This is a genomic window from Burkholderia sp. HI4860, assembly GCF_002223045.2.
Taxonomy (GTDB): Bacteria; Pseudomonadota; Gammaproteobacteria; order Burkholderiales; family Burkholderiaceae; genus Burkholderia.
Genome location: NZ_NKFO02000003.1, coordinates 1182070 through 1205719 on the forward strand (window position 1 = coordinate 1182070; position 23650 = coordinate 1205719).

The following is a 23650-nucleotide window of genomic DNA, read 5'->3' on the forward strand; positions in this document are numbered from 1 at the left end:
TCGAATCGCGCGCGGTGCCGGGCCGCACCCCATTTATGACGCAACCGATCCTGCGATGACCGACCAGACCCGTTCCGCCACGCCCTTCCAGGTCGCCGCGCTGCAGATGGTGAGCACGCCGGACGTCGCGCGCAATCTCGCCGAAGCCCGCCGCCTGATCGCGGAAGCCGCCGGCGAAGGCGCGCAACTCGTGCTGCTGCCCGAGTATTTCTGCTTCATGGGCCACCGCGACACCGACAAGCTCGCGCTCGCCGAGCCCTACCAGGACGGCCCGATCCAGCGCTTCCTCGCGGACGCCGCGCGTCGCCACGGCGTCTGGGTGATCGGCGGCACGCTGCCGCTGAAGGCGCCGGAACCCGATCGCGTGCTCAACACGACGCTCGTGTTCGATCCGTCCGGCAACGAAGCCGCGCGCTACGACAAGATCCACCTGTTCAACTTCGAGAAAGGCGACGAGTCGTTCGACGAGGCGCGCACGATCCGCGCGGGCGATACGGTCGTCGCGTTCGACGCGCCGTTCGGGCGGGTCGGCCTGTCGGTCTGTTACGATCTCCGCTTTCCGGAGCTGTATCGCAGGATGGGCGATTGCACGCTGATCGTCGTCCCGTCGGCGTTTACGTATACAACGGGCCGCGCGCACTGGGAAACGCTGCTGCGCGCGCGGGCCGTCGAGAACCAGTGCTACGTGCTCGCGGCCGCGCAAGGCGGCAAGCACGAGAACGGCCGGCGTACCTGGGGCCACAGCATGCTGATCGACCCGTGGGGCGAGATCGTCGCGGTCCGCGACGTGGGCGCGAGCGTCGTGCTCGGCGCGATCGATCCGCAGCGCATCGCGGACGTGCGCCAGAGCCTGCCCGCGTGGCGGCACCGCGTGCTGACCTGAATCCGCCGCGCCGCTTGAAACGCCGCGCGGCCAACCCATCTGCCCAGAAGCACCCGACAACTTTTTGAGAAACCCCGATATCCGCATGAACATCATCGAACCCGGCATCCGCAACCTCGCGCTGGCGAAGGACATCCTGCTCACGCCGTACGGCCTCGACGAAAGCCTGCTCACGCGCACGATCGCCGACATCTTCACGCATCGCGTCGACTACGCGGACCTGTACTTCCAGGCGACCCGCAGCGAAGCGTGGAGCCTCGAGGAAGGCATCGTCAAATCGGGCAGCTTCAGCATCGACCAGGGCGTCGGCGTGCGCGCGGTCGCGGGCGACCGCACCGCGTTCGCGTATTCCGACGACCTGTCGCCGGAAGCGATCGCGCAAGCCGCGGCGGCCACCAAGGCAATCGCGGCGGCCGGCGGCGGCCGCCAGAAGATCAAGGCGGCATCGTCGCTGAAGGGCATCTCGGGCCGCGACCTTTACCTGCCGTCCGATCCGCTCGCGTCGCTCGACGCGACGGCCAAGGTCAAGCTGCTCGAGCGCATCGAGCAGATGGCACGCGGCCGCGACCCGCGCATCACGCAGGTGATGGCAGGCCTCGCCGGCGAATACGACGTCGTGCTGGTCGCCCGCAGCGACGGTGCGCTCGCGGCCGACATCCGCCCGCTCGTGCGCGTGTCGGTCACGGTGATCGCCGAGCAGAACGGCCGCCGCGAGATCGGCTCCGGCGGCGGCGGCGGCCGCTTCGACTACGGCTACTTCACCGACGACGTGCTGTCGCGCTACGTCGACGACGCCGTGCATGCGGCGCTCGTGAACCTCGACGCGCGCCCCGCGCCGGCCGGCGCGATGACGGTCGTGCTCGGGCCGGGCTGGCCGGGCGTGCTGCTGCACGAGGCGATCGGTCACGGCCTCGAGGGCGACTTCAACCGCAAGGGCTCGTCGGCATTCGCGGGCCGGATCGGCGAGCGCGTCGCCGCGAAGGGCGTGACCGTCGTCGACGACGGCACGCTGCCGAACCGCCGCGGCTCGCTGAACATCGACGACGAAGGCAACCCGACGCAGTGCACGACGCTGATCGAGGACGGCATCCTGAAGGGCTACATCCAGGACACGCTGAACGCGCGCCTGATGAAGATGCCGGTTACCGGCAACGCGCGCCGCGAGTCGTACGCGGCGCTGCCGATGCCGCGCATGACGAACACGTACATGCTGAACGGCGACAAGGATCCGCAGGAAATCATCGCATCGGTGAAGAACGGCCTGTACGCGGTGAACTTCGGCGGCGGCCAGGTCGACATCACGAACGGCAAGTTCGTGTTCTCGGCGTCCGAGGCGTACATGATCGAGAACGGCAAGATCACCTACCCGGTGAAGGGCGCGACGCTGATCGGCAGCGGCCCGGAATCGCTGAAGGACGTGAGCATGATCGGCAACGACATGTCGCTCGACTCGGGTGTCGGCGTGTGCGGCAAGGAAGGTCAGAGCGTGCCGGTCGGCGTCGGCCAGCCGACCCTGCGGATCGACAAGATGACGGTCGGCGGTACGGCATAACCGCATCGCGGCGCAGACATTCCGCGCATTTTGAAGAAAACGCGCGGAATGTCCGCATTTTCGGCGTGTCCCGGTTGCCAGCCGACCGGCGACCGGGTATAAATTCCGAATCAACTTTTTTGACGAACCGAATCTCCGTCATGTCCGCCAAGTTTTACTTTTACTTTTTTTGGTATCTCAGACCGCTGGCGGATCGAGAGGGTTGATGGCGCGTAAAGCGCAACCGAAATTCCCGAAAAAACCGCCGGCGAACCCGGCGGTTTTTTTTCGCCCTTCGCCACCCGGTCGCCGCCGCAGCGGTCCCGCGGCCCCGACCGACACCACTGAATTGCTTGAATTGATGAATCTGCCGCACGCGCACTCGCACTGACCGAACCGCGCCCGGAACCAAGGAGAAACAGCATGCCCCCGCACAACACCGACGACGTCCGCATTCGCGAACTCAAGGAACTGACGCCGCCCGCCCACCTGATCCGCGAATTCGCGTGCTCCGAAGCCGCGTCCGAGCTGATCTACAACTCGCGCCAGTCGATGCACCGCATCCTGCACGGGATGGACGACCGGCTGATCGTCGTGATCGGGCCGTGCTCGATCCACGACACGAAGGCGGCGATCGAATACGCGGGCCGGCTGGTGAAGGAGCGCGAGCGCTTCAAGGGCGAACTGGAAATCGTGATGCGCGTGTACTTCGAGAAGCCGCGCACGACGGTGGGCTGGAAGGGCCTCATCAACGATCCGCACCTCGACAACAGCTTCAAGATCAACGAAGGGCTGCGCACCGCGCGCGAGCTGCTGCTGCAGATCAACGAGATGGGGCTGCCGGCCGCGACCGAATACCTCGACATGATCAGCCCGCAGTACATCGCCGACCTGATCTCGTGGGGCGCGATCGGCGCGCGCACGACGGAATCGCAGGTGCACCGCGAGCTCGCGTCGGGGCTATCGTGCCCGGTCGGCTTCAAGAACGGCACCGACGGCAACGTGAAGATCGCGGTCGATGCGATCAAGGCCGCGTCGCAGCCGCACCATTTCCTGTCGGTGACGAAGGGCGGCCATTCGGCGATCGTGTCGACGGCGGGCAACGAGGACTGCCACGTGATCCTGCGCGGCGGCAAGGCGCCGAACTACGACGCGGACAGCGTGAACGCCGCGTGCGCGGACATCGGCAAGGCCGGCCTCGCCGCGCGCCTGATGATCGACGCGAGCCACGCGAACAGCTCGAAGAAGCACGAGAACCAGATCCCCGTCTGTGCCGACATCGGCCGCCAGATCGCGGCCGGCGACGCCCGCATCGTCGGCGTGATGATCGAGTCGCACCTCGTCGAGGGGCGCCAGGACCTGAAGGAAGGCTGCGAGCTGACCTACGGCCAGAGCATCACCGACGCGTGCATCGCATGGGACGACAGCGTGAAGGTGCTCGAAGGCCTCGCGGAATCGGTGAAGGCGCGCCGCGTCACGCGCGGCAGCGGGAACTGACGGACGCAAACAGGCTGGCCGCATGACCCCGCCTGTCGGCGGGTTGGCCGTGCGGCCAGCGTGCGGTCGTCATTTCGCTCTGCTAGACTAGCTAACGTTATCTAGCTAACCAGGGGAGCGACGATGCCGACCGTCAACATGCACGATGCCAAGTCGCGGCTCTCAAGCCTCGTCGAAGCGCTTGAATTGGGGCGCGAGTCCGAAATCGTGATCGCCCGCAATGGTCATCCAGTTGCGCGGATCGTTCCTTACGCGGCGCCGAAGCGAATCGGTGCCGCTCGTCAATTGCTTGCCGGGCTGAACATCCCGACAACCGTCGAGGCATTCAATGCCGGTGACGAATCGATCGCGGCCGACTTCGATGCCAGTTCGGAACAGGGGCTCGCACCGTGAAACTGCTGCTCGATACGCACATCGCACTCTGGGCGGCTGAAGGCGCACCTCAACTTTCGGCGACCGCCGCCGCGTTGATCGAGCATCCCGAGAACACGCTGTACGTCAGCGCCGCGTCCATCTGGGAAATCGCGATCAAATACCGCAAAGGCAATCTGCCCGTTCACCCACGTGATGCACGCTCGGCATTTCGGCTCGCCGGTTTTGCGGAGTTACCGATCAGCAGCGATCACGTCGAAGGTGTCGCCGCGTTGCCCGATTTTCCAGATCACGCCGATCCGTTCGACCGCGTAATGGTCGCGCAGGCGCTCCATGAAGGCATGCCGCTCGTCAGTGCCGATCCGAAAGTGTGGCGCTATCACGCGACGCTGATGCTGCGCGCCTGACGCCCTATGCGCTCAACAAAAAGCCCGGCTCGCGCCGGTTTTTTTCATTGGCCGGAGCCCCTCCACCCGCGCATCACTCGAGCGCGCCCGAACCGAAGATCTCGGTATTCACGCGTTCCGGCGCGACGCCCAGCGCGACGAGCGCGTCACGCTGCGCCTTCATGAACCCGATCGGGCCGCAGATGTAGTAGTCGGCGTCCGGCACCAGCGCGTATTGCTGCATGCGTTCCGGCGTGAGGCGTCCTTCCAGGTCGTGGTCGATGCCGGCGCGATCGTTCGGGCCAACCAGCTCGTACACTACCGTGCGCTTGACATTCGCATGGTCGCGCACCGTATCGTTCAGCCAGTCGCGGAACGCGTGCACCGCGCCCGAGCGGCAGGCATGGACGAACCGCACCTCGCGCCGGCTGCCCTCGGCGATCAGCGTCGACGCCATCGACATCATCGGCGTGATACCGACGCCGCCGGAGATCAGCACCACCGGCGTCTCGACGCCACGCTTCAGCGAGAAGTCGCCCATCGGCGCGGTCACTTCGACGATCGCGCCCTCTTCCACGCCGTCGTGCATCAGCGTCGACACCTTGCCGGCCGGAATGACTTCCGGCGTGCCGGCTTCACGCTTCACCGAGATGCGCAGCCACTTGCCGTGCGGCGCGTCGGACAGGCTGTACTGGCGCGGCTGATCGACGCCGAGGTCGCCGACGAAGCGCTTCACCGTGATGTACTGGCCGGGCTCGAACATCGGCGCCGCGCCGCCGTCGGCCGGCGTCAGGTAGAACGACGTGATCTCGTCGCTTTCGCGCACCTTGCGCTCGACCTTGAACGGACGGAACCCGCTCCACGCCGCGCCCGCGTACAGGTCGGCCTCGACGCCGATCAGGATCTGCGCGAGCTGGCCGTACGCGACGCGCCACGCCTCGAGGGTTTCGGCATCGACCGCGTCGCCCAGCACTTCGACGATCGACGCGAGCAGGTTCTCGCCGACGATCGGGTAATGCTCGGGGCGGATGTTCAGGCTCGCGTGCTTGTGCGCGATCCGGGTCACGGCGCCGCCCAGCGCGCCGAGGTTGTCGATGTTCGCCGCATACGCGTAGACGGCCTTCGCGAGCGTTTCCGGCTGGCTGCCCGTCTTCTGGTGCGTCTGGTTGAACAGGTTCTTCAGCTCCGGATGGCGCGCGAACATGCGCTGGTAGAAGTGCTTCGTGATCGTCGCGCCGTGCACGGCGAGGACAGGGGCAGTGGCCTTCACGCGAGCCATCTGGTCAGCGGTGATGTGGGTCATGTTCGTTCTCCGTTAAACATGCACACACAATACATCTTTAAAAATCGATGCTCCCCGGGCAAATTGTCGCAGTGCGTCAAAGGGGCAAACCGTCAGCGGACGCGGCCGCGCTCCCACAGCACGTCCGATCCGCCGTCGGTGCGGTTCAGCACGCGGGCCAGCACGAACAGCAGGTCCGACAGCCGGTTCACGTAGCGCCGCGGCGCGTCGTTGAGCGTCTCGGTGCGCCCGAGCGCGACGATCGAACGCTCCGCGCGGCGGCATACGGTTCGGCACACGTGCGCGAGCGACGCCTCGCGCGAGCCGGCCGGCAGGATGAATTCCTTCAGCGGCGGCAGCGTCGCGTTGTAGTCGGCGAGCCAGCGGTCGAGACGCGCGAGATGCGTGTCGTCGAGCACGGTATGGCCGGGAATGCACAGTTCGCCGCCGAGATCGAACAGGTCGTGCTGGATCGTCACGAGCGCCGTGCGGATCTCGTCCGGCAGCGTTTCGGCGAGCAGCACGCCGAGGTTCGAGTTCAGTTCGTCGACGTCGCCGATCGCGGCGATCCGCGTGTCGTCCTTGCCGATACGCCGGCCGTCGCCGAGCCCGGTGGTGCCATCGTCGCCCGTGCGCGTGGCGATCTTGCTCAAGCGGTTGCCCATGCGAATGTCCTCTCGTGCGTGGCCGCGACGCGGCCCGGTTGCGTTCGAACGCGATTATCGCAGCCCGCGGAGGCGGGCGCAGCGGGCGTTACAGCGTAGAATGGGCCGAAACCCTGCAGCACGGGAGCCGGGCCGGTGCCAACGCACTCACCCGGATCGACAAGGAGACGTACGTGAATCACCCTGCCCAGCCGGCCGCCACGCGCCGCCCCCTTCCCCCTGCCATGCTCGATGCGCTGCGCGCCGCCTTCGGCGAGCGCGTGTCGACCGCTGACGCCGTCCGCGCCCACCACGGCCGTGACGAATCGCCGTTCGACCCGCAACTGCCCGACGCCGTCGTGTTCGCGCACAGCGCGGACGACGTGCGCGAAGTCGTGTCGCTGTGCTCGCTGTACAGCGTCCCGCTGATCCCGTACGGCGCCGGCTCGTCGCTCGAGGGCCATCTGCTCGCGGTGCGCGGCGGCGTGTCGCTCGACCTGTCGGAAATGAACCGCGTGCTGTCGATCAACGCCGAAGACCTGACCGTGACGGTGGAACCGGGCATCACGCGCAAGGCGCTCAACGAAGCGCTGCGCGACACCGGCCTGTTCTTCCCGATCGACCCGGGCGCCGACGCGAGCATCGGCGGGATGACCGCCACGCGCGCGTCGGGCACCAACGCCGTGCGCTACGGCACGATGCGCGAGAACGTGCTCGGCCTGACCGCCGTGCTCGCCGACGGCCGCGTGGTAAAAACCGGCTCGCGCGCCCGCAAGTCGTCGGCCGGCTACGACCTCACGCGCCTGTTCGTCGGCTCCGAAGGCACGCTCGGCGTGATCACCGAGATCACGCTGCGCCTGCATCCGCTGCCCGAAGCCGTATCCGCCGCGATCTGCACGTTCCCGTCGATGGGCGACGCGGTGCGCACCGTGATCGAGACGATCCAGATCGGCGTGCCGATCGCGCGCGTCGAATTCGTCGACGCGCTCGCGGTGCGCTCGATCAACCGCCATTCGAACCTGACGCTCGCCGAAGCGCCGACGCTGTTCTTCGAATTCCACGGCACCGAGGCCGGCGTGAAGGAGCAGGCCGAGCTCGTGCAGGCGCTCGCCGGCCAGAACAACGGCCAGGGCTTCGAATGGGCGACCCGCCCCGAGGATCGCAGCCGTCTGTGGGCCGCCCGCCACAACGCGTATTTCGCGATGCTGCAGTTGAAACCCGGCTGCCGCGCGGTGACGACCGACGTGTGCGTGCCGATCTCGCAGCTCGCCGCGTGCGTCGAGGAAACCGAGGTCGACCTGCGCGCGTCGTCGCTGCCCTGCCCGATCGTCGGCCACGTCGGCGACGGCAATTTCCACGTCGCGATCCTGATCGATCCCGACAAGCCCGAGGAAATCGCCGAAGCCGAGCACATCAACGACCGGATCGTCGAACGCGCGCTGCGCCTCGGCGGCACCTGCACGGGCGAGCACGGCGTCGGGCTGCACAAGATGCGCTTCCTGCCGAAGGAGCACGGCGACAACGCGATCGACACGATGCGGGCGATCAAGCTCGCGCTCGATCCGCGCAACCTGATGAATCCGGGCAAGATTTTCACGTGCTGACACGGTGGCGCGATACCGCGCCGCCTGCTGCAGGAGACCCCATGAACGCTCCCGTCGAACTGTCGAGCGCGGCACGCGCGCAGCGCCAGCGCGAAGTCGTGCAGGCGCTGATGGCCGTGCTGCCGACGCACTGCCTGCTGTACCGCGACGAAGACACCGCGCCGTACGAATGCGACGGCCTGTCCGCGTACCGCCGCCTGCCGCTCGCGGTCGCGCTGCCCGAAACGGAATCGCAGGTGCAGCGGATCGTGCAGATCTGCCGCCGCATGGAAGTGCCGATCGTGCCGCGCGGCGCGGGCACGAGCCTGTCGGGCGGCGCGCTGCCGATCGCGCTCGGCGTCGTGCTGTCGCTGGCGCGCTTCACGCGCATCGTCGAAGTCGATCCTTACGCCCGCACGGCGACCGTGCAGCCCGGCGTGCGCAACCTTGCGATCTCGGAAGCCGCCGCGCCGTACGGCCTGTATTACGCGCCCGATCCGTCGTCGCAGATCGCGTGCACGATCGGCGGCAACGTCGCGGAGAATTCCGGCGGCGTCCACTGCCTGAAATACGGGCTGACCGTGCACAACGTGATGCGCGTGCGCGCGGTGACGATCGACGGCGAGATCGTCGAATTCGGCTCGCTCGCGCTCGACATGCCGGGCCTCGACCTGCTCGCCGTGATGATCGGCAGCGAAGGGATGTTCGCGATCGTCACCGAGGTCACGGTGAAACTGATCCCGAAACCGCAAACGGCCCAGCTCGTGATGGCGAGCTTCGACGACGTCGTCAAGGGCGGCGAGGCCGTCGCGGCGATCATCGCGTCGGGCATCATCCCGGCCGGGCTCGAAATGATGGACAAGCCGGCCACGCAGGCCGTCGAGTCCTTCACGCATGCCGGCTACGACCTCGACGCGAAGGCGATCCTGCTGTGCGAATCGGACGGTACGCCGGAAGAAGTCGCCGAAGAGATCGTGCGGATGACGGCCGTGCTGCGCGAGCATGGCGCGACACGCATTCAGGTATCGCGCAACGAGAGCGAGCGGCTGCGCTACTGGTCGGGCCGCAAGAACGCGTTCCCGGCCGCCGGCCGGATTTCGCCCGACTATTACTGCATGGACGGCACCGTGCCGCGCCGCGCGATCGGCCCGCTGCTCGCGCGTATCGAACAGCTCGAAACGCGCTACGGGCTGCGCTGCATCAACGTGTTCCATGCGGGCGACGGCAACATGCATCCGCTGATCCTGTACAACGCGAACGATCCGGACGAACTGCACCGCGCCGAGCAGTTCGGCGCGGAAATCCTCGAATGCTGCGTGGAATTCGGCGGCAGCGTGACGGGCGAGCACGGCGTCGGCATCGAGAAGCTCAATTCGATGTGCGTACAGTTCTCGCCGCAGGAGCGCGATGCGTTCTTCGCGGTCAAGCGCGCGTTCGATCCGGCGGGGCTGCTGAACCCGGACAAGGGCATCCCGACCCGCGCGCGCTGCGCCGAGTACGGTCGCCAGCACGTGCGCGGCGGGCTGCTGCCGCACCCCGACCTGCCGCGCTTCTGAGCCTCACCCTCGGTACGCGGCCCGTGCCGGCGGGCGGGTCGCGGCGGCGGGACGCGCCCGCGCGGCCCGCTCGCGCGACGGCGCAAGCTTGCGGCCTGCAATACGGGGCTTAGGGATAGTCGCGATGTGGATTCACGCCACCCCGGTACAATCGACCGAACAACAAGTCGAGGCAGCAACAGAACATGGAAGAGGACGACATCGTCGCCGGATGGGCCGAGCGTGTCCGCGCCGCCAGTGCCGACGGCCGGCCGCTGCGGATTCGCGGCGGCGGCACCAAGGACTGGTACGGCCAGGCGCTCGAGGGCGAAATACTCGACACGCGCGCGTTTCAGGGCGTGGTGTCGTACGACCCGGCCGAACTCGTCGTCACGGTCCGCGCGGGCACGCCGCTCGCGCAGCTTGAAACCGTCCTCGCCGAGTGCGGCCAGATGCTGCCGTTCGAGCCGCCGCATTTCGGCCGTGCGGCCACCGTCGGCGGCTGCGTCGCGGCCGGCCTGGCGGGCCCGCGACGCGCCACCTGCGGCGCGCCGCGCGATTTCGTGCTCGGCGTCACGCTGATGAACGGCCGCGGCGAAAAGCTGCGGTTCGGCGGTCAGGTCGTGAAGAACGTCGCCGGCTACGACGTGTCGCGGCTGATGGCCGGCGCGCTCGGCACGCTCGGGCTGATGCTCGACCTGTCGATCAAGGTGCTGCCGATGCCCGTCGCCGAAGTCACGCTGAAGTTCGAGATGACCGCGACCGACGCGGTGCGCAAGCTCAACGAATGGGGCGGCCATCCGCTGCCCGTCAGCGCGAGCGGCTGGCGCAACGGCACGCTCGTGCTGCGCCTGTCGGGCGCCGAAGCGGCCGTGAAAGCCGCGAAGACGCTGCTCGGCGGCGAAGTCGTCGACGCGGTCGAAGCCGAGCGCTTCTGGGCCGGCCTGCGCGAGCATACCGACCCGTTCTTCAACGGCATCCCGCCCGGCTACGCGCTGTGGCGCCTCGCGCTGCCGTCGATCACCGAACCGATGCACCTGCCCGGCACCCAGCTGATGGAATGGGGGGGCGCGCAGCGCTGGTGGATCACCGACGCCGACGCGCAGACCGTGCGAATGAGCGCGAAGCAGGCCGGCGGCCACGCGACGCTGTTCCGCGCGGGCGACGCGTACGACCGCAGCGCGGGCGTGTTCACGCCGCTCCCCGCCCCGATGATGAAAATCCACCGCGGGCTGAAGGCCGCGTTCGATCCCGCGCGCATCTTCAACCGCGGCCGGCTCTACCCGGACCTCTGAGCGATGCAAACGAACCTCGCCGATTTCATCCGCAATACGCCCGACGGCGACGAAGCCGACGCGATATTGCGCAAGTGCGTGCATTGCGGGTTCTGCACCGCGACCTGCCCGACCTACCAGTTGCTCGGCGACGAACTCGACGGCCCGCGCGGCCGGATCTACCTGATCAAGCAGATGGTCGAAGGCGCACCCGTCACGCGCAGCACGCAGCAGCACCTCGACCGTTGCCTCACGTGCCGCAGCTGCGAGACGACCTGCCCGTCCGGCGTCCAGTACGGCCGGCTCGTCGAGATCGGCCGCAAGCACGTCGAGGCGCAGGTGCAGCGCCCGGCGCAGCAGCGTCTCGTGCGCCGCCTGCTCGCGAGCCTGGTGCCGAACGAGGCGCTGTTCTCGCCGGTGATGCGGCTCGGCCAGCACGTGCGGCCGCTGCTGCCGAAGCGGCTGCGCGACAAGGTGCCGCCGCGCACGCGGCTGCTCGAATGGCCGCACCTCACGCATACGCGCAAGATGCTGATGCTCGGCGGCTGCGTGCAGCCGTCGATGCTGCCGAACATCAACATCGCGACCGCGCGCGTGCTGGACGCGCTCGGCATCGAGACGGTCGTCTCGCCCGACGCGGGCTGCTGCGGCGCGATCCGCCTGCACCTGAACTATCACGACGAAGCGCTCGACGACGCGCGCCGCAACATCGACGCGTGGTGGCCCCATGTCGAACAGGGTATCGAGGCGATCGTGATGAACGCGTCGGGCTGCGGCGCGACGGTGCTCGAATACGCGCACCTGCTGCGCGACGACCCGGCCTACGCGGAGAAAGCGCAGCGCATCGTGTCGCTCACGCGCGACATCTCCGACGTGCTGCTCGCGTTCGAGGCCGAGCTCGCGACGCTCGCGCGGCGGCGCGCGATCCATACGGTCGCGTACCACCCGCCGTGCACGCTGCAGCACGGCCAGCAATCGCGCGGCAAGGTCGAACGCCTGCTCGAGACGCTCGGCATCGACGTGCGGCTGCCGGCGGACAGCCATCTGTGCTGCGGGTCGGCCGGCACCTATTCGCTGACGCAGCCGTCGCTGTCGTACCGGTTGCGCAAGCAGAAGCTGCTGAAGCTGCAGGCGCTCGAACCGCAGATGATCGTCTCCGGCAACATCGGCTGCATCGCGCACCTGCAAAGCGGCACGCAGATTCCGGTCAGCCACTGGATCCAGCTCGTCGAGCATCTGCTGTACGGCTAGCGCGTGCGCATACGAATGACGGGGGACGCTGGGCGTCGCGCACGGCGTCCGTATAATGGGCGAATCGATGCGTCGCGTGCCGCGGCGCATCCGCACCATGCCCGCTTCCGTGCCTGCTTTCGTGCCCGTCATGTCCGATCTCGCCGCCCGTCTCGCCTCCGTTCATCGCCGCATCGCCGACGCCGCCCGCGCGGCCGGCCGCGATCCCGCCACCGTGTCGCTGCTCGCCGTGTCCAAGACGTTTCCCGCCGACGACGTGCGCGCCGCGCATGCGGCCGGGCAGCGTGCGTTCGGCGAAAACTACGTGCAGGAATCGATCGACAAGATCGACGCGCTCGCCGACCTGCGTGCGGACCTCGAATGGCATTTCATCGGGCCGCTGCAATCGAACAAGACGCGCCCCGTTGCCGAACGCTTCGACTGGGTCCATTCGGTCGACCGGCTGAAGATCGCGCAGCGCCTGTCGGAACAGCGCCCCGCGCACCTGCCGCCGCTCAACGTGTGCGTGCAGGTGAACATCAGCGGCGAGGCGTCGAAGAGCGGCGTTGCGCCGGCCGACGTGGCCGAGGTTGCGCGCGCGGTCGCCGCGCTGCCGTCGCTGCGGCTGCGCGGGCTGATGGCGATTCCCGAACCGGCCGGCGACACCGACGCGCAACGCGCGCCGCATCGTGCGCTGCGCGCGCTGTTCGACACGTTGCGCGCCGACGGCCTGCCGCTCGACACGTTGTCGATGGGCATGTCCGCCGATCTCGACGCGGCCGTGCTCGAAGGCGCGACGATCGTGCGCGTCGGCACCGCGATCTTCGGCGCGCGCGATTACTCGCACTGAACGCCACGCCCTTTTACGCCTTTCCGTTCACTCACTCGCTCAATCCGACATCATGAAAATCGCATTCATCGGCGGCGGCAACATGGCCGCGGCCCTGATCGGCGGCCTGATCAAGCGCGGCGTCGCCGCTGACGGCCTGTATGCCATCGACGTCAACGAAGAGGTGCGCACGCGCGCCGCCCAGCAGTTCGGCGTGCGCACCGGCGCGGCCATCGACGCGACGCTCGCCGACTACGACGCGGTCGTGCTCGCGGTGAAGCCGCAGGTACTGAAGGACGTCGCGCAGGCGCTCGCGCCGCACCTGAAGACGCAGCTCGTGATCAGCATCGCGGCCGGAATCCGCGGCAGCGATCTCGCGCGCTGGCTCGGCGACTACGCACGCGTCGTACGCACGATGCCGAACACGCCCGCGCTCGTCGGCATGGGCGTGACGGGCCTAGCGGCGCTGCCGGGCGTCGACGCGGCGGGCCGCGAACTCGCGTCGAACGTGCTGGGTGCAGTCGGTGAAATCGTGTGGTTCGACGACGAGTCGAAGCTCGACGCCGTCACGGCCATTTCGGGCAGCGGCCCGGCCTACGTGTTCTATTTCATCGAAGCGTTGCAGGAAGCCGCGCGCCAGCTCGGCATGAACGACGAACAGGGCCGTGCGCTCGCGGTCGCGACGTTCACGGGCGCCGCGCAACTCGCCGCGCAATCGGGCGAGCCGGCAAGCGTGCTGCGCGAGCGCGTGACGTCGAAGGGCGGCACGACGGCCGCCGCGCTCGCGTCGTTCGACGCGCAACACGTGAAGGATGCGATCGTGCGCGGTGCACTCGCGGCCGAAGCGCGCGCGAAGGAAATGGGCGACGAGCTCGGCCGCGCGTAAACGCGCCGGCGGTGCCGGCCCGGCGCGCGCTGCATGCGTTGGGCGCCCCGCCCCGTCATGCTGATGTGCATGAACAACAAAAAAGCGGCCCAGGCCGCTTTTTTGTTGGTACCGCGTTCCGCACCGCCTACCGCCTGCGGTGAGACCGCGACATTCAGCTCCCCGCGAGCAGGTAATGCACGGCGATCCCGGCGAACAGCACGCCGCCGAGCCAGTTGTTGTGCCGGAATGCCGCGAAGCACGGCATCCGCTCGCGGTCCTTGATCAGCGTGTAGTGATACAGCGCGCAACCGACCGCCGCCGCCCAGCCCGCCCAGTATGCGAGGCCGAAGCCGAGCGTCACGCCGATCCACACGTAGATGCCGAGCGTCACCGCGTAGCACAGCATCACGGCCGCGACGTCGAAGCGGCCGAACGTCAGCGCGGACGTGCGGATGCCGATCTTGATGTCGTCGTCGCGATCGACCATCGCGTATTCGGTGTCGTACGCGACCGACCAGAAAATGTTCGCGACCAGCATCACCCACGCGATCGTCGGCACCGTGTCCTGCACGGCCGCGAACGCCATCGGGATGCCGAAGCCGAATGCGATGCCCAGATAGGCCTGCGGAATCGCGAAGAAGCGCTTCATGAACGGATACGAGCCCGCGACGAACAGCGCGACGACGGACAGCTGCTTCGTCAGCGTGTTGAGCGGCAGGATCAGCAGGAACGAGATGAAGGCGAGCCCGACCGCGATCGCGATGGCTTCCCATGCACGGATCTTGCCCGACGTCAGCGGCCGGTCGGCCGTGCGCTTCACGTGGCGGTCGAAGTCGCGGTCGGCGTAGTCGTTCATCGCGCAACCGGCCGAGCGCATCAGCAGCGTGCCGAGCGAGAAGATCACGAGCAGCGGCCAGCGCGGATGGCCGTCGGACGCGATCCACAGCGCGTTGAGCGTCGGCCACAGCAGCAGCAGGCTGCCGATCGGCTTGTCCATCCGGACGAGCCGCAGATACAGGGGAAAGCGGGCAAGCATGGCGAAGCACCGGGAAGATAACCCCGGCATTTTAGAGCCGAGCGGTGCTTCGCGTCATGTCGGCGCCGCCCGCGGGCGATCGCGGCCGGACGCCGGCGCGCTGCCCGCGCCCGCTGCTCATGGCCGAGCCGCAACGCGCATCAATCAAGGGACAGAGCCGACGCACGCACGGATCCGCGCCGGGCGCCGGACTGGGTTCGGCCCGGCGGCGATGGATCAATCAGGGCCGGAGTCACGATGCGCAGGCTTCGGCCAGCCTGCCGCGCGTTGCGCGCCTATGCGAGCAGCGACCGCAGCATCCACGCGGTTTTTTCATGAATCTGCAGACGCTGCGTCAGCAGGTCGGCGGTCGGCTCGTCGCTCGCCGCATCGGCAAGCGGAAAGATCGCACGCGCGGTGCGCACGACGGCCTCGTGCCCTTCGACGAGCTGGCGGATCATGTCTTCCGCAGCCGGCACGCCCTTCGCTTCCGGCACCGACGACAGTTTCGCGAAATCGCCGAAGGTGCCCGGCGCGACGACGCCGAGCGTGCGAATGCGCTCGGCCACCGAATCGACCGCGAGCCACAGTTCGTTGTACTGCTCCTCGAACATCAGGTGCAGCGTGTTGAACATCGGCCCCGTGACGTTCCAGTGGAAATTGTGGGTCTTCAGGTACAGCGTGAACGTGTCGGCAAGCAGGTGCGACAGGCCCTCCGCGATCTTCTTGCGGTCCTTGTCGCTGATGCCGATGTTGATCTGGGCAGCTTGAGCTTTCCTGGCCATGTTCGGACTCCTTATTCAATGAAGCAGGGCAATGAAAGTGAATCGGGACTACCTGCCTATTGATACCACACCTGCCGCACGCGCGTGGCGAGCGAAACGCCGCGCTCAGGCGGCCGCGATCGCGTGCAGCGCCTGCGACACCAGTTCGGCCGCACCGCCGATGACGATGGCGGATCCGACAACGTATCGCGCGACCTCGCCCGGCGTCGCCAGGGCAGCACGCATGTTCTGCATCATTTGCGTCATGATCGTCACTCCTTCAACAAAACCCAGGGTCGGGAGAAACGGCCGGCCGGACGACCGGCCGTTTCCCGTTACTGCCTCACCGCACTACCGCGCGGCGACGCTTACGCGAGGTCGAAGCGGTCCAGGTTCATCACCTTGTTCCAGGCCGCGACGAAGTCGTGCGCGAACTTCTCCTTCGCATCCGCGCTGCCGTACACCTCGGCCAGCGCGCGCAGTTGCGCATGCGAGCCGAAGATCAGGTCGACGCGCGAGCCCGTCCACTTGACCTGGCCCGTTGCCCGATCGCGCCCTTCGAACACGTCGTTCGCGGCCGACACCGGCTTCCATTCCGTGCCCATGTCGAGCAGGTTCACGAAGAAGTCGTTCGTCAGCGCTTCCGGACGGTCGGTGAACACGCCCCGCTTCGCATCGCCGGCGTTCGCCCCCAGCACGCGCAGGCCACCGACGAGCACCGTCATCTCGGGCGCGGTCAGCGTCAGCAGTTGCGCCTTGTCGACCAGCAGCGCCTCGGCCGGCGTCTTGTACGCGCTCTTCAGGTAGTTGCGGAACCCGTCCGCCACCGGCTCGAGCACGGCCATCGCCTCGACATCGGTCTCTTCCTGCGACGCATCCGCACGGCCCGGTGCGAACGGCACCGTCACGGCGATACCCGCATTCTTCGCGGCCTGCTCGACGCCGGCCGCACCGGCCAGCACGATCAGGTCGGCGAGCGACACCTTCTTGCCGCCCGTCTGCGCATCGTTGAACGCCTTCTGCACGCCCTCGAGCGTCTCGAGCACCTTCGCGAGCTCAGCCGGACGGTTCACTTCCCAGTCCTTCTGCGGCGCCAGGCGGATCCGCGCACCGTTCGCGCCGCCGCGCTTGTCCGACCCGCGGAACGTCGCAGCCGACGCCCAGGCGGTCGACACGAGCTGCGACACCGACAGGCCCGTGGCCAGCACCTTCGCCTTCAGCGCCGCGACGTCGGCGTCGTCGATCAGCGGGTGATCGACGGCCGGGATCGGGTCCTGCCACAGCAGGTGTTCCGCCGGCACGTCCGGACCGAGATAGCGGGAACGCGGGCCCATGTCGCGGTGCGTGAGCTTGAACCACGCGCGTGCGAACGCGTCGGCGAACTCGGCCGGGTTCTCGTAGAAACGGCGCGAAATCTTCTCGTAGGCCGGATCGAAACGCAGCGACAGGTCGGTCGTCAACATCGTCGGGCGATGCTTCTTCGACGGGTCGAATGCATCCGGAATGACTTCGCCTGCGTCCTTCGCGACCCACTGGTGCGCGCCGGCCGGGCTCTTCGTGAGCTCCCACTCGTAGCTGAACAGGTGCTTGAAGAAGTCGTTGCTCCACTGCGTCGGCGTCGAGGTCCACGTGACTTCGAGGCCGCTCGTGATGGCATCCTTGCCCTTGCCCGTGCCGAACGTGCTCTTCCAGCCGAGCCCCTGCTCCTCGAGGCCCGCGGCTTCCGGCTCGGGGCCGACGTTCGACGCCGGACCGGCGCCGTGCGTCTTGCCGAACGTGTGGCCGCCCGCGATCAGCGCGACCGTCTCTTCGTCGTTCATCGCCATGCGCGCGAACGTCTCGCGGATGTCATGCGCGGCGGCGACCGGGTCGGGGTTGCCGTCCGGGCCTTCCGGGTTCACGTAGATGAGGCCCATCTGCACCGCGGCGAGCGGGCTTTCGAGCTCGCGCTTGCCGGAGTAGCGGCTGTTCGGGCCGCCGCTCAGTTCCAGCCAGATCTTTTCCGAACCCCAGTACACGTCGTCCGGTTCCCACGTATCGACGCGGCCGCCGGCGTAGCCGAAGGTCTTGAAGCCCATCGATTCGAGCGCGACGTTGCCGGTCAGGATCAGCAGGTCGGCCCACGAGATGTTGCGGCCGTACTTCTGCTTGATCGGCCACAGCAGGCGGCGCGCCTTGTCGAGACTGACGTTGTCCGGCCAGCTGTTGAGCGGCGCGAAGCGCTGCTGCCCGCCGCCCGCGCCGCCGCGGCCGTCGGCCGTGCGGTACGTGCCGGCGCTGTGCCAGGCCATGCGGACGAACAGGCCGCCATAGTGGCCGAAGTCGGCCGGCCACCAGTCCTGCGACGCCGTCATCAACGCGTGCAGGTCCTTCTTCACCGCCTCGAGGTCAAGCTGCTTGAACGCTTCGGCGTAGTCGAAATCCGGGTCCATCGGATCGGACAGCGCCGAATGCCGATGCAGGACGTTCAGGTTCAGCTGATTCGGCCACCAGTCCTTGTTCGTCGTGCCGCCACCAGCGGTGTGGTTGAACGGGCACTTCGTTTCGTTCGACATGCTTTTTCTCCTTGTCTTGCTCATAGGCCCCCACGTGCCAGGCGCGGTTCGTGGAGCATTGCGGGGGGATGAAACGGAACAGGCGGTTCCTCCTGTCGTACTACGGGACGTCGTGCGCGGCCTGCGACCCGCGTTCCCGCTGCGACGCGCCGCAGGCGGCGCGCTCGGGAACGCGGCTGCCGGCGGTCGTCGTGCCGGCGCGGCGGGCGGCTTTTCGGGTATCGGACATGCAATGCTCCCTCATGGCTCGGCGGCAGTTAGTCGGGGGCACACAGGACCGGCGTGCAGCGGCACTCATCCGCCATACACACGGTCCGCCAGGTACGCGAACGCAATCGGACGCAGGCTGCGAACCGCCGCCCTGGCGCGATGTACGACCGCGTCGCGCGACGGGATGTTCCGCTGCGCGTGCTGCAATACCGACCGCATCATGACATCCTCCTTTGACGCTTGCATTCAACGTGCCGACCGGTCGTCGACCTCACGCCGATCCATGGAGAAGATTCTATCTTCATCTATCGAATAATTGAATTTGATAAATTTCATCTATTCGATAGAGAAAAATAAACGGGGTCGCAAGACCCCGTTCATCATGCTGCCACACGCGCATGCGACGGCGTGCTCAGTTCATCGTCGCCGGCATGTCGAGCTTCGCGACACCCGGCAGCTCGCACGCGGAAATCGCGTCGCTGATTGCGTCGATCGCGGGCATCCGCGTGAAGCTCTTGCGCCACACGAGCACCACGCGGCGGTCGGGCACCGGCTCGTTGAACGGCACGTATGACAGCAGTTCGGCATCGGGGCCGTTCGCGCGCGGGCCGACCTCGGCGACCGACATCCGCGGCAGCACGGTGATGCCGACACCGCTTGCGACCATGTGGCGGATCGTCTCGAGCGACGAGCCCTCGAAGGTCTTCTGGATGCCGTCGGCCGTCTGCGAGAAGCGCATCAGCTCCGGGCACACGCCGAGCACGTGATCGCGGAAGCAGTGGCCGTTGCCGAGCAGCAGCATGGTTTCCTGCTTGAGATCCTCGGCATCGATTTCCTCGCGCTTCTCCCACGGATGGCCGGCGGGCAGCGCGACGACGAACGGTTCGTCGTACAGCGGGCGCACCATCAGGCCGGTTTCCGGAAACGGCAGCGCCATGATCGCCGCGTCGATTTCGCCCTGCTTGAGCAGTTCGAGCAGCTTCAGCGTGTAGTTTTCCTGCAGCATCAGCGGCATCTGCGGGACCCGCTGGATCATCTGCTTGACGAGCGTCGGCAGCAGATAGGGCCCGATCGTGTAGATCACCCCGAGGCGGAACGGGCCGACCAGCGGATCCTTGCCCTGCTTCGCGATCTCCTTGATCGCGAAGGTCTGCTCGAGCACGCGCTGCGCCTGCGTGACGATCTGGTCACCGATCGGCGTGACGCTCACTTCGCTCGCGCCGCGTTCGAAAATCTGCACGTTGAGCTCGTCTTCGAGCTTCTTGATCGCCACCGACAGCGTCGGCTGGCTCACGAAGCATGCTTCGGCCGCGCGGCCGAAATGCCGTTCGCGCGCGACCGCGACGATGTATTTCAATTCAGTCAGCGTCATTGTGGGTCAATCAGAGATATACAAGCGATAGGTTTAATTTATACACCCTGTGACACCGGTTCGCCAAGTTTCTCTGCATCGGAATGCGTCAAACGGCGGTTTTAAATCCGGCCCCGACCCGCGGATCAGGCCTTCAGATACTGCTCCCGCGCACCGAGCCAGCGCGCGAGATGCTGCGTGACGACCTCCGGATACGCGGCAATCAGCCGCGACGCGGCTTCCCGGGCCGGCTCGATCAGCCAGCCGTCGGTCTCGAGGTTCGCGAAGCGCAGCATTGCCGCACCCGACTGGCGTGCACCGAGGAATTCGCCGGGGCCGCGGATCTCGAGATCGCGCCGCGCGATCTCGAAGCCGTCGGTCGTCTCGCGCATCGTCTTCAGCCGCTCGCGGCCGGTGAGCGACAGCGGCCCCGTGTACAGCAGCACGCATACCGACGCCGCGGTGCCGCGCCCGACCCGGCCGCGCAGCTGGTGCAGCTGCGCGAGGCCGAAGCGCTCGGCGTGCTCGATCACCATCAGCGACGCGTTCGGCACGTCGACGCCGACCTCGATCACGGTCGTCGCGACGAGCAGCTGCACGTCGTTGCGCGTGAACGCTTCCATCACGGCCGCCTTGTCGGCCGGCGACAGCCGGCCGTGCACGAGCCCGACCTTCAGCTCCGGGAGCGCGGCGGCCAGCGTCTCGTAGGTCTCGACGGCCGTCTGCAACTGCAGCGTCTCGCTCTCCTCGATCAGCGGGCACACCCAGTACACCTGGCGCCCGGTCAGCGCGGCCTCGCGCACGCGGGCGATCACCTCCTCGCGCCGCGCATCGCCGACGAGGCGCGTCAGCACGGGCGTGCGGCCCGGCGGCAGCTCGTCGATCGTCGAGACTTCGAGATCGGCGTAATACGTCATCGCGAGCGTGCGCGGAATCGGCGTGGCCGACATCATCAACTGGTGCGGCTGGAAGTCGCGCGCGCCGTTGGCCGCATTCGCGGCCTTCGCACGCAGCGCGAGCCGCTGCTCGACGCCGAAACGGTGCTGTTCGTCGACGATCACAAGGCCGAGCCGCGCGAATTCGACCGTGTCCTGGATGATCGCGTGCGTGCCGATCACGAGCTGCGCGGTGCCGAGCGCGGCCGCCTCGATCGCCGCGCGCTTCTCCTTCGCCTTCAGGCTGCCCGCGAGCCACGCGACCGTGACGCCGAGCGGCTCGAGCCACGCGCGCAGCTTGCGCGCGTGCTGTTCCGCGAGGATTTCGGTGGGCGCCATCAGCGCGGCCTGGTAGCCGGCATCGATCGCCTGTGTGGCGGCCAGCGCCGCGACGACCGTCTTGCCGCTGCCGACGTCGCCCTGCAGCAGGCGCTGCATCGGGTGCGCAAGGGTAAGATCGTTCGCGATTTCGTCGACGACGCGCGCCTGCGCGCCCGTCAGCGTGAACGGCAGCGCGGCATAGAGCCGGGTCGTCAACGCATCGGCATCGCTCGCCGCGCGGCGCGGCATCGCGGGCGCCGCACGCGTGCGGCGCTCCTCGTGCGCGCGCTTGAGCGACAACTGCTGCGCGAGCAGTTCCTCGAACTTGATGCGCGTCCACGCCGGATGCGAGCCGTCCATCAGCGCGGCTTCGTCTGAATCGACGCGCGGGTGGTGCAGGATGCGCACCGCCTGCTCGAGCGTCGGCACGTCGAGCGGCTTCAGATAGTCGCGCTGGATCTCGGGCGGCAGCAGCTCGGGCAGCGGCGTGCGCTCGACCGCGTTCTCGATCGCCTTGCGCAGATACGCCTGCGACACGCCGGCCGTGCTCGGATAGACGGGCGTGAGCACTTGCGGCAGCGGCGCATCCGCTTCGACCACGCGCACCGCCGGATGCACCATCTCCATCCCGAAGAAGCCGCCGCGCACGTCGCCGCGCACGCGCAGCCGCTGGCCGACGGCCATCTGCTTGACCTGCGAGCCGTAGAAATTCAGGAAGCGCAGCACGAGCTGCTCGCCGTCGTCGTCCTGGATCTTCACGACCAGCTGGCGGCGCGGCCGGTACGCGACCTCGTTGTCGAACACGACACCTTCGGTCTGCGCGATGCCGCCCGGCAGCAGCTCGCCGATCGGCGTGAGCGTGGTTTCGTCCTCGTAGCGCATCGGCAGATGCAGCACGAGATCGATCGAGCGCGTGAGGCCGAGCTTCGCGAGCTTGTCGACGGTCTTCACGGGTTTATCGGCGGCGGGCTTCTTCTTGCGCTTCGCGCCGGCCGCGCCTGCCGCGTCGCTGTCAGCCGCGCCATCGGCATCGGGCGCCGCGGCGGCCGGCTGCGCGAGCCTGCCGTCGGCGCCGCGCTTCGGGCCGGCACGGCGCGGTGCGGCGCGCTCGGCGGAATCACGCTCGCCCGCGCGTGGCGCGGGCGGCGCGACATCTTCCGCGTCGAACGGATCGGCGGAATCGGCAACGGCTGCGAGGGAACGGCGTGGTGACACAGGCATCGGATCGTCTGGGTGCTTCGCAAGGCAAGTACAATAGCGGCTTTCACGTCGTCCGAACGAACGACGCCGGCCAGGCCGCGCATCCCGCCATCATAGCGGCTCGCGCGCCCGATTTACGCGTTTCCGCCCTGCCGGCGACGCCCGCCGGCCGCTTCGAACCAGCCCGCATGTTCACGCTTTCCGATTTCGATTTCAATCTGCCGCCCGAGCTGATTGCACAAACCGCGCTGCCCGATCGCACCGCGAGCCGCCTGCTCGAGGTCGACGGCACCGTCGCGCCCGCCCGCCTGGTCGACCGCCATTTCACCGCGCTGCCGTCGTGCATCGCGGCCGGCGACCTGCTCGTCTTCAACGATACCAAGGTGCTGAAGGCGCGTTTCTTCGGCCAGAAGGCCAGCGGCGGCAAGATCGAGGTGCTGATCGAGCGCGTGACCGGCACGCACACGGCGCTCGCGCAAATCCGCGCGAGCAAGTCGCCGGGCGCCGGCACGACGCTGCGGCTCGCCGATGCGTTCGACGTGACGGTGGGCGAGCGCGTCGATCCGTTCTTCACGCTGACCTTCCCCGCGCCGTGCCTCGACCTGATCGAGCAGTACGGCCGCCTGCCGCTGCCGCCCTATATCGAGCACGATCCGGATGCGACCGACGAGACGCGCTACCAGACCGTCTACGCGAGCAACCCGGGCGCGGTCGCCGCTCCCACGGCCGGGCTGCACTTCGACCAGCCGATGCTCGACCGGCTCGACGCGATGGGCGTCGAGCGCGCGACGCTGACGCTGCACGTCGGCGCCGGCACGTTCCAGCCGGTGCGCGTCGACAACATCGCCGAGCACAAGATGCACAGCGAGTGGTACGACCTGCCGCAGTCGCTCGTCGACAAGATCGCCGCGACCCGTGCGCGCGGCGGCAACGTGATCGCGGTCGGCACGACGTCGATGCGCGCGCTCGAAGCCGCGGCGCGCACGGCCGACGAAGCGGGCCGCCCGCTCGCGGCCACGCAGGCCGAGACCGACATCTTCATCACGCCCGGCTATCGTTTCCGCGTGGTCGACCGGCTCGTCACGAACTTCCACCTGCCGAAGTCGACGCTGCTGATGCTGGTGTCCGCGTTCGCGGGCGTCGAGACGATCCGCGCCGCGTACCGGCACGCGATCGCCGAGCGCTACCGCTTCTTCAGCTACGGCGACGCGATGCTGCTCACGCGGCGCGACGCGCCGGAGGCACCGGGCGCGTAAGCGCGGCACGGAGGCCGGCCGCCGTACCGAACGGCCAGGTTCCGCTTTCACGTTGTGCGTGCGATGCTCGCACGCACCCGCTTTCCCCGCCGCCGGATTCCCGGCGGCGTTTCCAACATGCGCCGGACT

Annotated in this window: 22 protein-coding genes; 12 read left to right on the plus strand and 10 right to left on the minus strand. The window is 67.9% G+C overall.

The features are described from left to right. Positions 1–55 precede the first annotated feature (55 nt). Together CFB34_RS20755 and tldD are read left to right on the plus strand one after the other, a co-directional pair. Complete coding sequence (locus CFB34_RS20755) at positions 56–883, plus strand: carbon-nitrogen hydrolase family protein (protein WP_089439274.1); 828 nt, start codon at positions 56–58, stop codon at positions 881–883. An 85-nt stretch (positions 884–968) separates the two neighbouring features. Beyond that, positions 969–2435 (plus strand): metalloprotease TldD, encoded by a 1467-nt coding sequence (gene tldD, locus CFB34_RS20760; protein WP_089439273.1) that lies wholly within the window; start codon positions 969–971, stop codon positions 2433–2435. Between the two features lie 110 nt (positions 2436–2545). Here the strand turns inward: tldD and CFB34_RS20765 are convergent, their stop codons facing one another. Continuing rightward, on the minus strand, positions 2546–2839 hold the full coding sequence (locus tag CFB34_RS20765; RefSeq protein WP_179243614.1) for a hypothetical protein: 294 nt from the start codon (positions 2837–2839) through the stop codon (positions 2546–2548). Between CFB34_RS20765 and aroG the strand changes: the two genes are divergently transcribed. The 3 genes from aroG to CFB34_RS20780 all read left to right on the plus strand — a co-directional run bounded on the left by aroG (position 2838) and on the right by CFB34_RS20780 (position 4690). Further along, positions 2838–3911 (plus strand): 3-deoxy-7-phosphoheptulonate synthase AroG, encoded by a 1074-nt coding sequence (gene aroG / locus CFB34_RS20770; RefSeq protein WP_089424547.1) that lies wholly within the window; start codon positions 2838–2840, stop codon positions 3909–3911. The two genes, CFB34_RS20765 and aroG, sit on opposite strands and share 2 nt — an antisense overlap. 123 nt (positions 3912–4034) lie before the next feature. Then, positions 4035–4304: a type II toxin-antitoxin system Phd/YefM family antitoxin gene (locus CFB34_RS20775; protein WP_089439272.1), complete on the plus strand. Its 270-nt coding sequence runs from the start codon at positions 4035–4037 to the stop codon at positions 4302–4304. After that, positions 4301–4690, plus strand: coding sequence for a type II toxin-antitoxin system VapC family toxin (locus tag CFB34_RS20780; RefSeq protein ID WP_011351011.1), 390 nt, complete (start codon positions 4301–4303; stop codon positions 4688–4690). The genes CFB34_RS20775 and CFB34_RS20780 overlap by 4 nt, the downstream gene beginning before the upstream one ends. Positions 4691–4763: 73 nt before the next feature. Here CFB34_RS20780 and hmpA read toward each other — a convergent pair whose 3' ends face one another. Together hmpA and CFB34_RS20790 are read right to left on the minus strand one after the other, a co-directional pair. Beyond that, positions 4764–5972 (minus strand): NO-inducible flavohemoprotein, encoded by a 1209-nt coding sequence (gene hmpA, locus CFB34_RS20785; protein WP_089439271.1) that lies wholly within the window; start codon positions 5970–5972, stop codon positions 4764–4766. A 92-nt stretch (positions 5973–6064) separates the two neighbouring features. Then, positions 6065–6616: a cob(I)yrinic acid a,c-diamide adenosyltransferase gene (locus tag CFB34_RS20790; protein WP_089439270.1), complete on the minus strand. Its 552-nt coding sequence runs from the start codon at positions 6614–6616 to the stop codon at positions 6065–6067. Positions 6617–6789: 173 nt separating this feature from the next. On the opposite strand from CFB34_RS20790, the gene CFB34_RS20795 reads away from it, so the two are divergent. The 6 genes from CFB34_RS20795 to proC all read left to right on the plus strand — a co-directional run bounded on the left by CFB34_RS20795 (position 6790) and on the right by proC (position 13932). Further along, positions 6790–8199, plus strand: a complete 1410-nt coding sequence (locus CFB34_RS20795; RefSeq protein WP_047851128.1) for an FAD-linked oxidase C-terminal domain-containing protein — start codon at positions 6790–6792, stop codon at positions 8197–8199. A gap of 41 nt (positions 8200–8240) precedes the next feature. Continuing rightward, entirely contained in the window at positions 8241–9734 is a 1494-nt protein-coding gene (locus tag CFB34_RS20800) for an FAD-linked oxidase C-terminal domain-containing protein (RefSeq protein WP_069247182.1), read from the plus strand. Positions 9735–9919: 185 nt separating this feature from the next. Then, a complete protein-coding gene (glcE, locus tag CFB34_RS20805) occupies positions 9920–11008 on the plus strand; it encodes a glycolate oxidase subunit GlcE (protein ID WP_089439269.1) in 1089 nt (362 codons plus the stop codon). 3 nt (positions 11009–11011) lie between these two features. Next, the gene (glcF, locus tag CFB34_RS20810; RefSeq protein WP_089439268.1) at positions 11012–12238 is read left to right on the plus strand and encodes a glycolate oxidase subunit GlcF; all 1227 of its coding nucleotides are present in this window, start codon (positions 11012–11014) and stop codon (positions 12236–12238) included. A 130-nt stretch (positions 12239–12368) separates the two neighbouring features. Then, positions 12369–13067 carry a YggS family pyridoxal phosphate-dependent enzyme gene (locus CFB34_RS20815; protein ID WP_089440350.1) on the plus strand — a complete coding sequence of 233 codons (699 nt, stop codon included), beginning with the start codon at positions 12369–12371 and terminating at the stop codon, positions 13065–13067. A gap of 52 nt (positions 13068–13119) precedes the next feature. Next, on the plus strand, positions 13120–13932 hold the full coding sequence (gene proC, locus CFB34_RS20820; RefSeq protein ID WP_089439267.1) for a pyrroline-5-carboxylate reductase: 813 nt from the start codon (positions 13120–13122) through the stop codon (positions 13930–13932). A gap of 154 nt (positions 13933–14086) precedes the next feature. Here proC and ubiA read toward each other — a convergent pair whose 3' ends face one another. The 7 genes from ubiA to recG form a co-directional block, all read right to left on the minus strand. Continuing rightward, the gene (gene ubiA / locus CFB34_RS20825; protein WP_089424539.1) at positions 14087–14950 is read right to left on the minus strand and encodes a 4-hydroxybenzoate octaprenyltransferase; all 864 of its coding nucleotides are present in this window, start codon (positions 14948–14950) and stop codon (positions 14087–14089) included. 275 nt (positions 14951–15225) lie between these two features. Beyond that, positions 15226–15714 (minus strand): non-specific DNA-binding protein DpsA, encoded by a 489-nt coding sequence (gene dpsA / locus CFB34_RS20830; RefSeq protein WP_089439266.1) that lies wholly within the window; start codon positions 15712–15714, stop codon positions 15226–15228. Positions 15715–15819: 105 nt separating this feature from the next. Further along, positions 15820–15960: a hypothetical protein gene (locus CFB34_RS20835; RefSeq protein ID WP_179243613.1), complete on the minus strand. Its 141-nt coding sequence runs from the start codon at positions 15958–15960 to the stop codon at positions 15820–15822. 101 nt (positions 15961–16061) lie between these two features. Then, complete coding sequence (gene katG / locus CFB34_RS20840; RefSeq protein ID WP_089439265.1) at positions 16062–18248, minus strand: catalase/peroxidase HPI; 2187 nt, start codon at positions 18246–18248, stop codon at positions 16062–16064. Positions 18249–18348: 100 nt separating this feature from the next. Then, positions 18349–18477 carry a hypothetical protein gene (locus tag CFB34_RS39070; RefSeq protein WP_256979853.1) on the minus strand — a complete coding sequence of 43 codons (129 nt, stop codon included), beginning with the start codon at positions 18475–18477 and terminating at the stop codon, positions 18349–18351. 393 nt (positions 18478–18870) lie between these two features. Further along, positions 18871–19830 carry a hydrogen peroxide-inducible genes activator gene (locus CFB34_RS20845; RefSeq protein WP_043189592.1) on the minus strand — a complete coding sequence of 320 codons (960 nt, stop codon included), beginning with the start codon at positions 19828–19830 and terminating at the stop codon, positions 18871–18873. Between the two features lie 125 nt (positions 19831–19955). Then, positions 19956–22286, minus strand: coding sequence for an ATP-dependent DNA helicase RecG (recG, locus tag CFB34_RS20850; protein ID WP_089439264.1), 2331 nt, complete (start codon positions 22284–22286; stop codon positions 19956–19958). Positions 22287–22453: 167 nt separating this feature from the next. Here recG and queA point away from each other — a divergent pair, with 167 nt between their 5' ends. Further along, positions 22454–23521, plus strand: coding sequence for a tRNA preQ1(34) S-adenosylmethionine ribosyltransferase-isomerase QueA (gene queA / locus CFB34_RS20855; RefSeq protein WP_089439263.1), 1068 nt, complete (start codon positions 22454–22456; stop codon positions 23519–23521). Positions 23522–23650 lie beyond the last annotated feature (129 nt).

Excerpts from the sequence above, each read along its gene's own strand:
- CFB34_RS20755 (WP_089439274.1), top strand. The coding sequence starts at position 56 with ATGACCGACCAGACCCGTTCCGCCACGCCCTTCCAGGTCGCCGCGCTG.
- proC (WP_089439267.1), top strand. The coding sequence starts at position 13,120 with ATGAAAATCGCATTCATCGGCGGCGGCAACATGGCCGCGGCCCTGATC.
- dpsA (WP_089439266.1), bottom strand. The coding sequence starts at position 15,714 with ATGGCCAGGAAAGCTCAAGCTGCCCAGATCAACATCGGCATCAGCGAC.
- katG (WP_089439265.1), bottom strand. The coding sequence starts at position 18,248 with ATGTCGAACGAAACGAAGTGCCCGTTCAACCACACCGCTGGTGGCGGC.
- CFB34_RS20790 (WP_089439270.1), bottom strand. The coding sequence starts at position 6,616 with ATGGGCAACCGCTTGAGCAAGATCGCCACGCGCACGGGCGACGATGGC.
- tldD (WP_089439273.1), top strand. The coding sequence starts at position 969 with ATGAACATCATCGAACCCGGCATCCGCAACCTCGCGCTGGCGAAGGAC.
- CFB34_RS20765 (WP_179243614.1), bottom strand. The coding sequence starts at position 2,839 with ATGCTGTTTCTCCTTGGTTCCGGGCGCGGTTCGGTCAGTGCGAGTGCG.
- CFB34_RS39070 (WP_256979853.1), bottom strand. The coding sequence starts at position 18,477 with ATGTCCGATACCCGAAAAGCCGCCCGCCGCGCCGGCACGACGACCGCC.
- CFB34_RS20845 (WP_043189592.1), bottom strand. The coding sequence starts at position 19,830 with ATGACGCTGACTGAATTGAAATACATCGTCGCGGTCGCGCGCGAACGG.
- queA (WP_089439263.1), top strand. The coding sequence starts at position 22,454 with ATGTTCACGCTTTCCGATTTCGATTTCAATCTGCCGCCCGAGCTGATT.
- aroG (WP_089424547.1), top strand. The coding sequence starts at position 2,838 with ATGCCCCCGCACAACACCGACGACGTCCGCATTCGCGAACTCAAGGAA.
- glcE (WP_089439269.1), top strand. The coding sequence starts at position 9,920 with ATGGAAGAGGACGACATCGTCGCCGGATGGGCCGAGCGTGTCCGCGCC.
- CFB34_RS20835 (WP_179243613.1), bottom strand. The coding sequence starts at position 15,960 with ATGACGCAAATGATGCAGAACATGCGTGCTGCCCTGGCGACGCCGGGC.
- CFB34_RS20815 (WP_089440350.1), top strand. The coding sequence starts at position 12,369 with ATGTCCGATCTCGCCGCCCGTCTCGCCTCCGTTCATCGCCGCATCGCC.
- ubiA (WP_089424539.1), bottom strand. The coding sequence starts at position 14,950 with ATGCTTGCCCGCTTTCCCCTGTATCTGCGGCTCGTCCGGATGGACAAG.
- CFB34_RS20775 (WP_089439272.1), top strand. The coding sequence starts at position 4,035 with ATGCCGACCGTCAACATGCACGATGCCAAGTCGCGGCTCTCAAGCCTC.
- hmpA (WP_089439271.1), bottom strand. The coding sequence starts at position 5,972 with ATGACCCACATCACCGCTGACCAGATGGCTCGCGTGAAGGCCACTGCC.
- recG (WP_089439264.1), bottom strand. The coding sequence starts at position 22,286 with ATGCCTGTGTCACCACGCCGTTCCCTCGCAGCCGTTGCCGATTCCGCC.
- CFB34_RS20800 (WP_069247182.1), top strand. The coding sequence starts at position 8,241 with ATGAACGCTCCCGTCGAACTGTCGAGCGCGGCACGCGCGCAGCGCCAG.
- glcF (WP_089439268.1), top strand. The coding sequence starts at position 11,012 with ATGCAAACGAACCTCGCCGATTTCATCCGCAATACGCCCGACGGCGAC.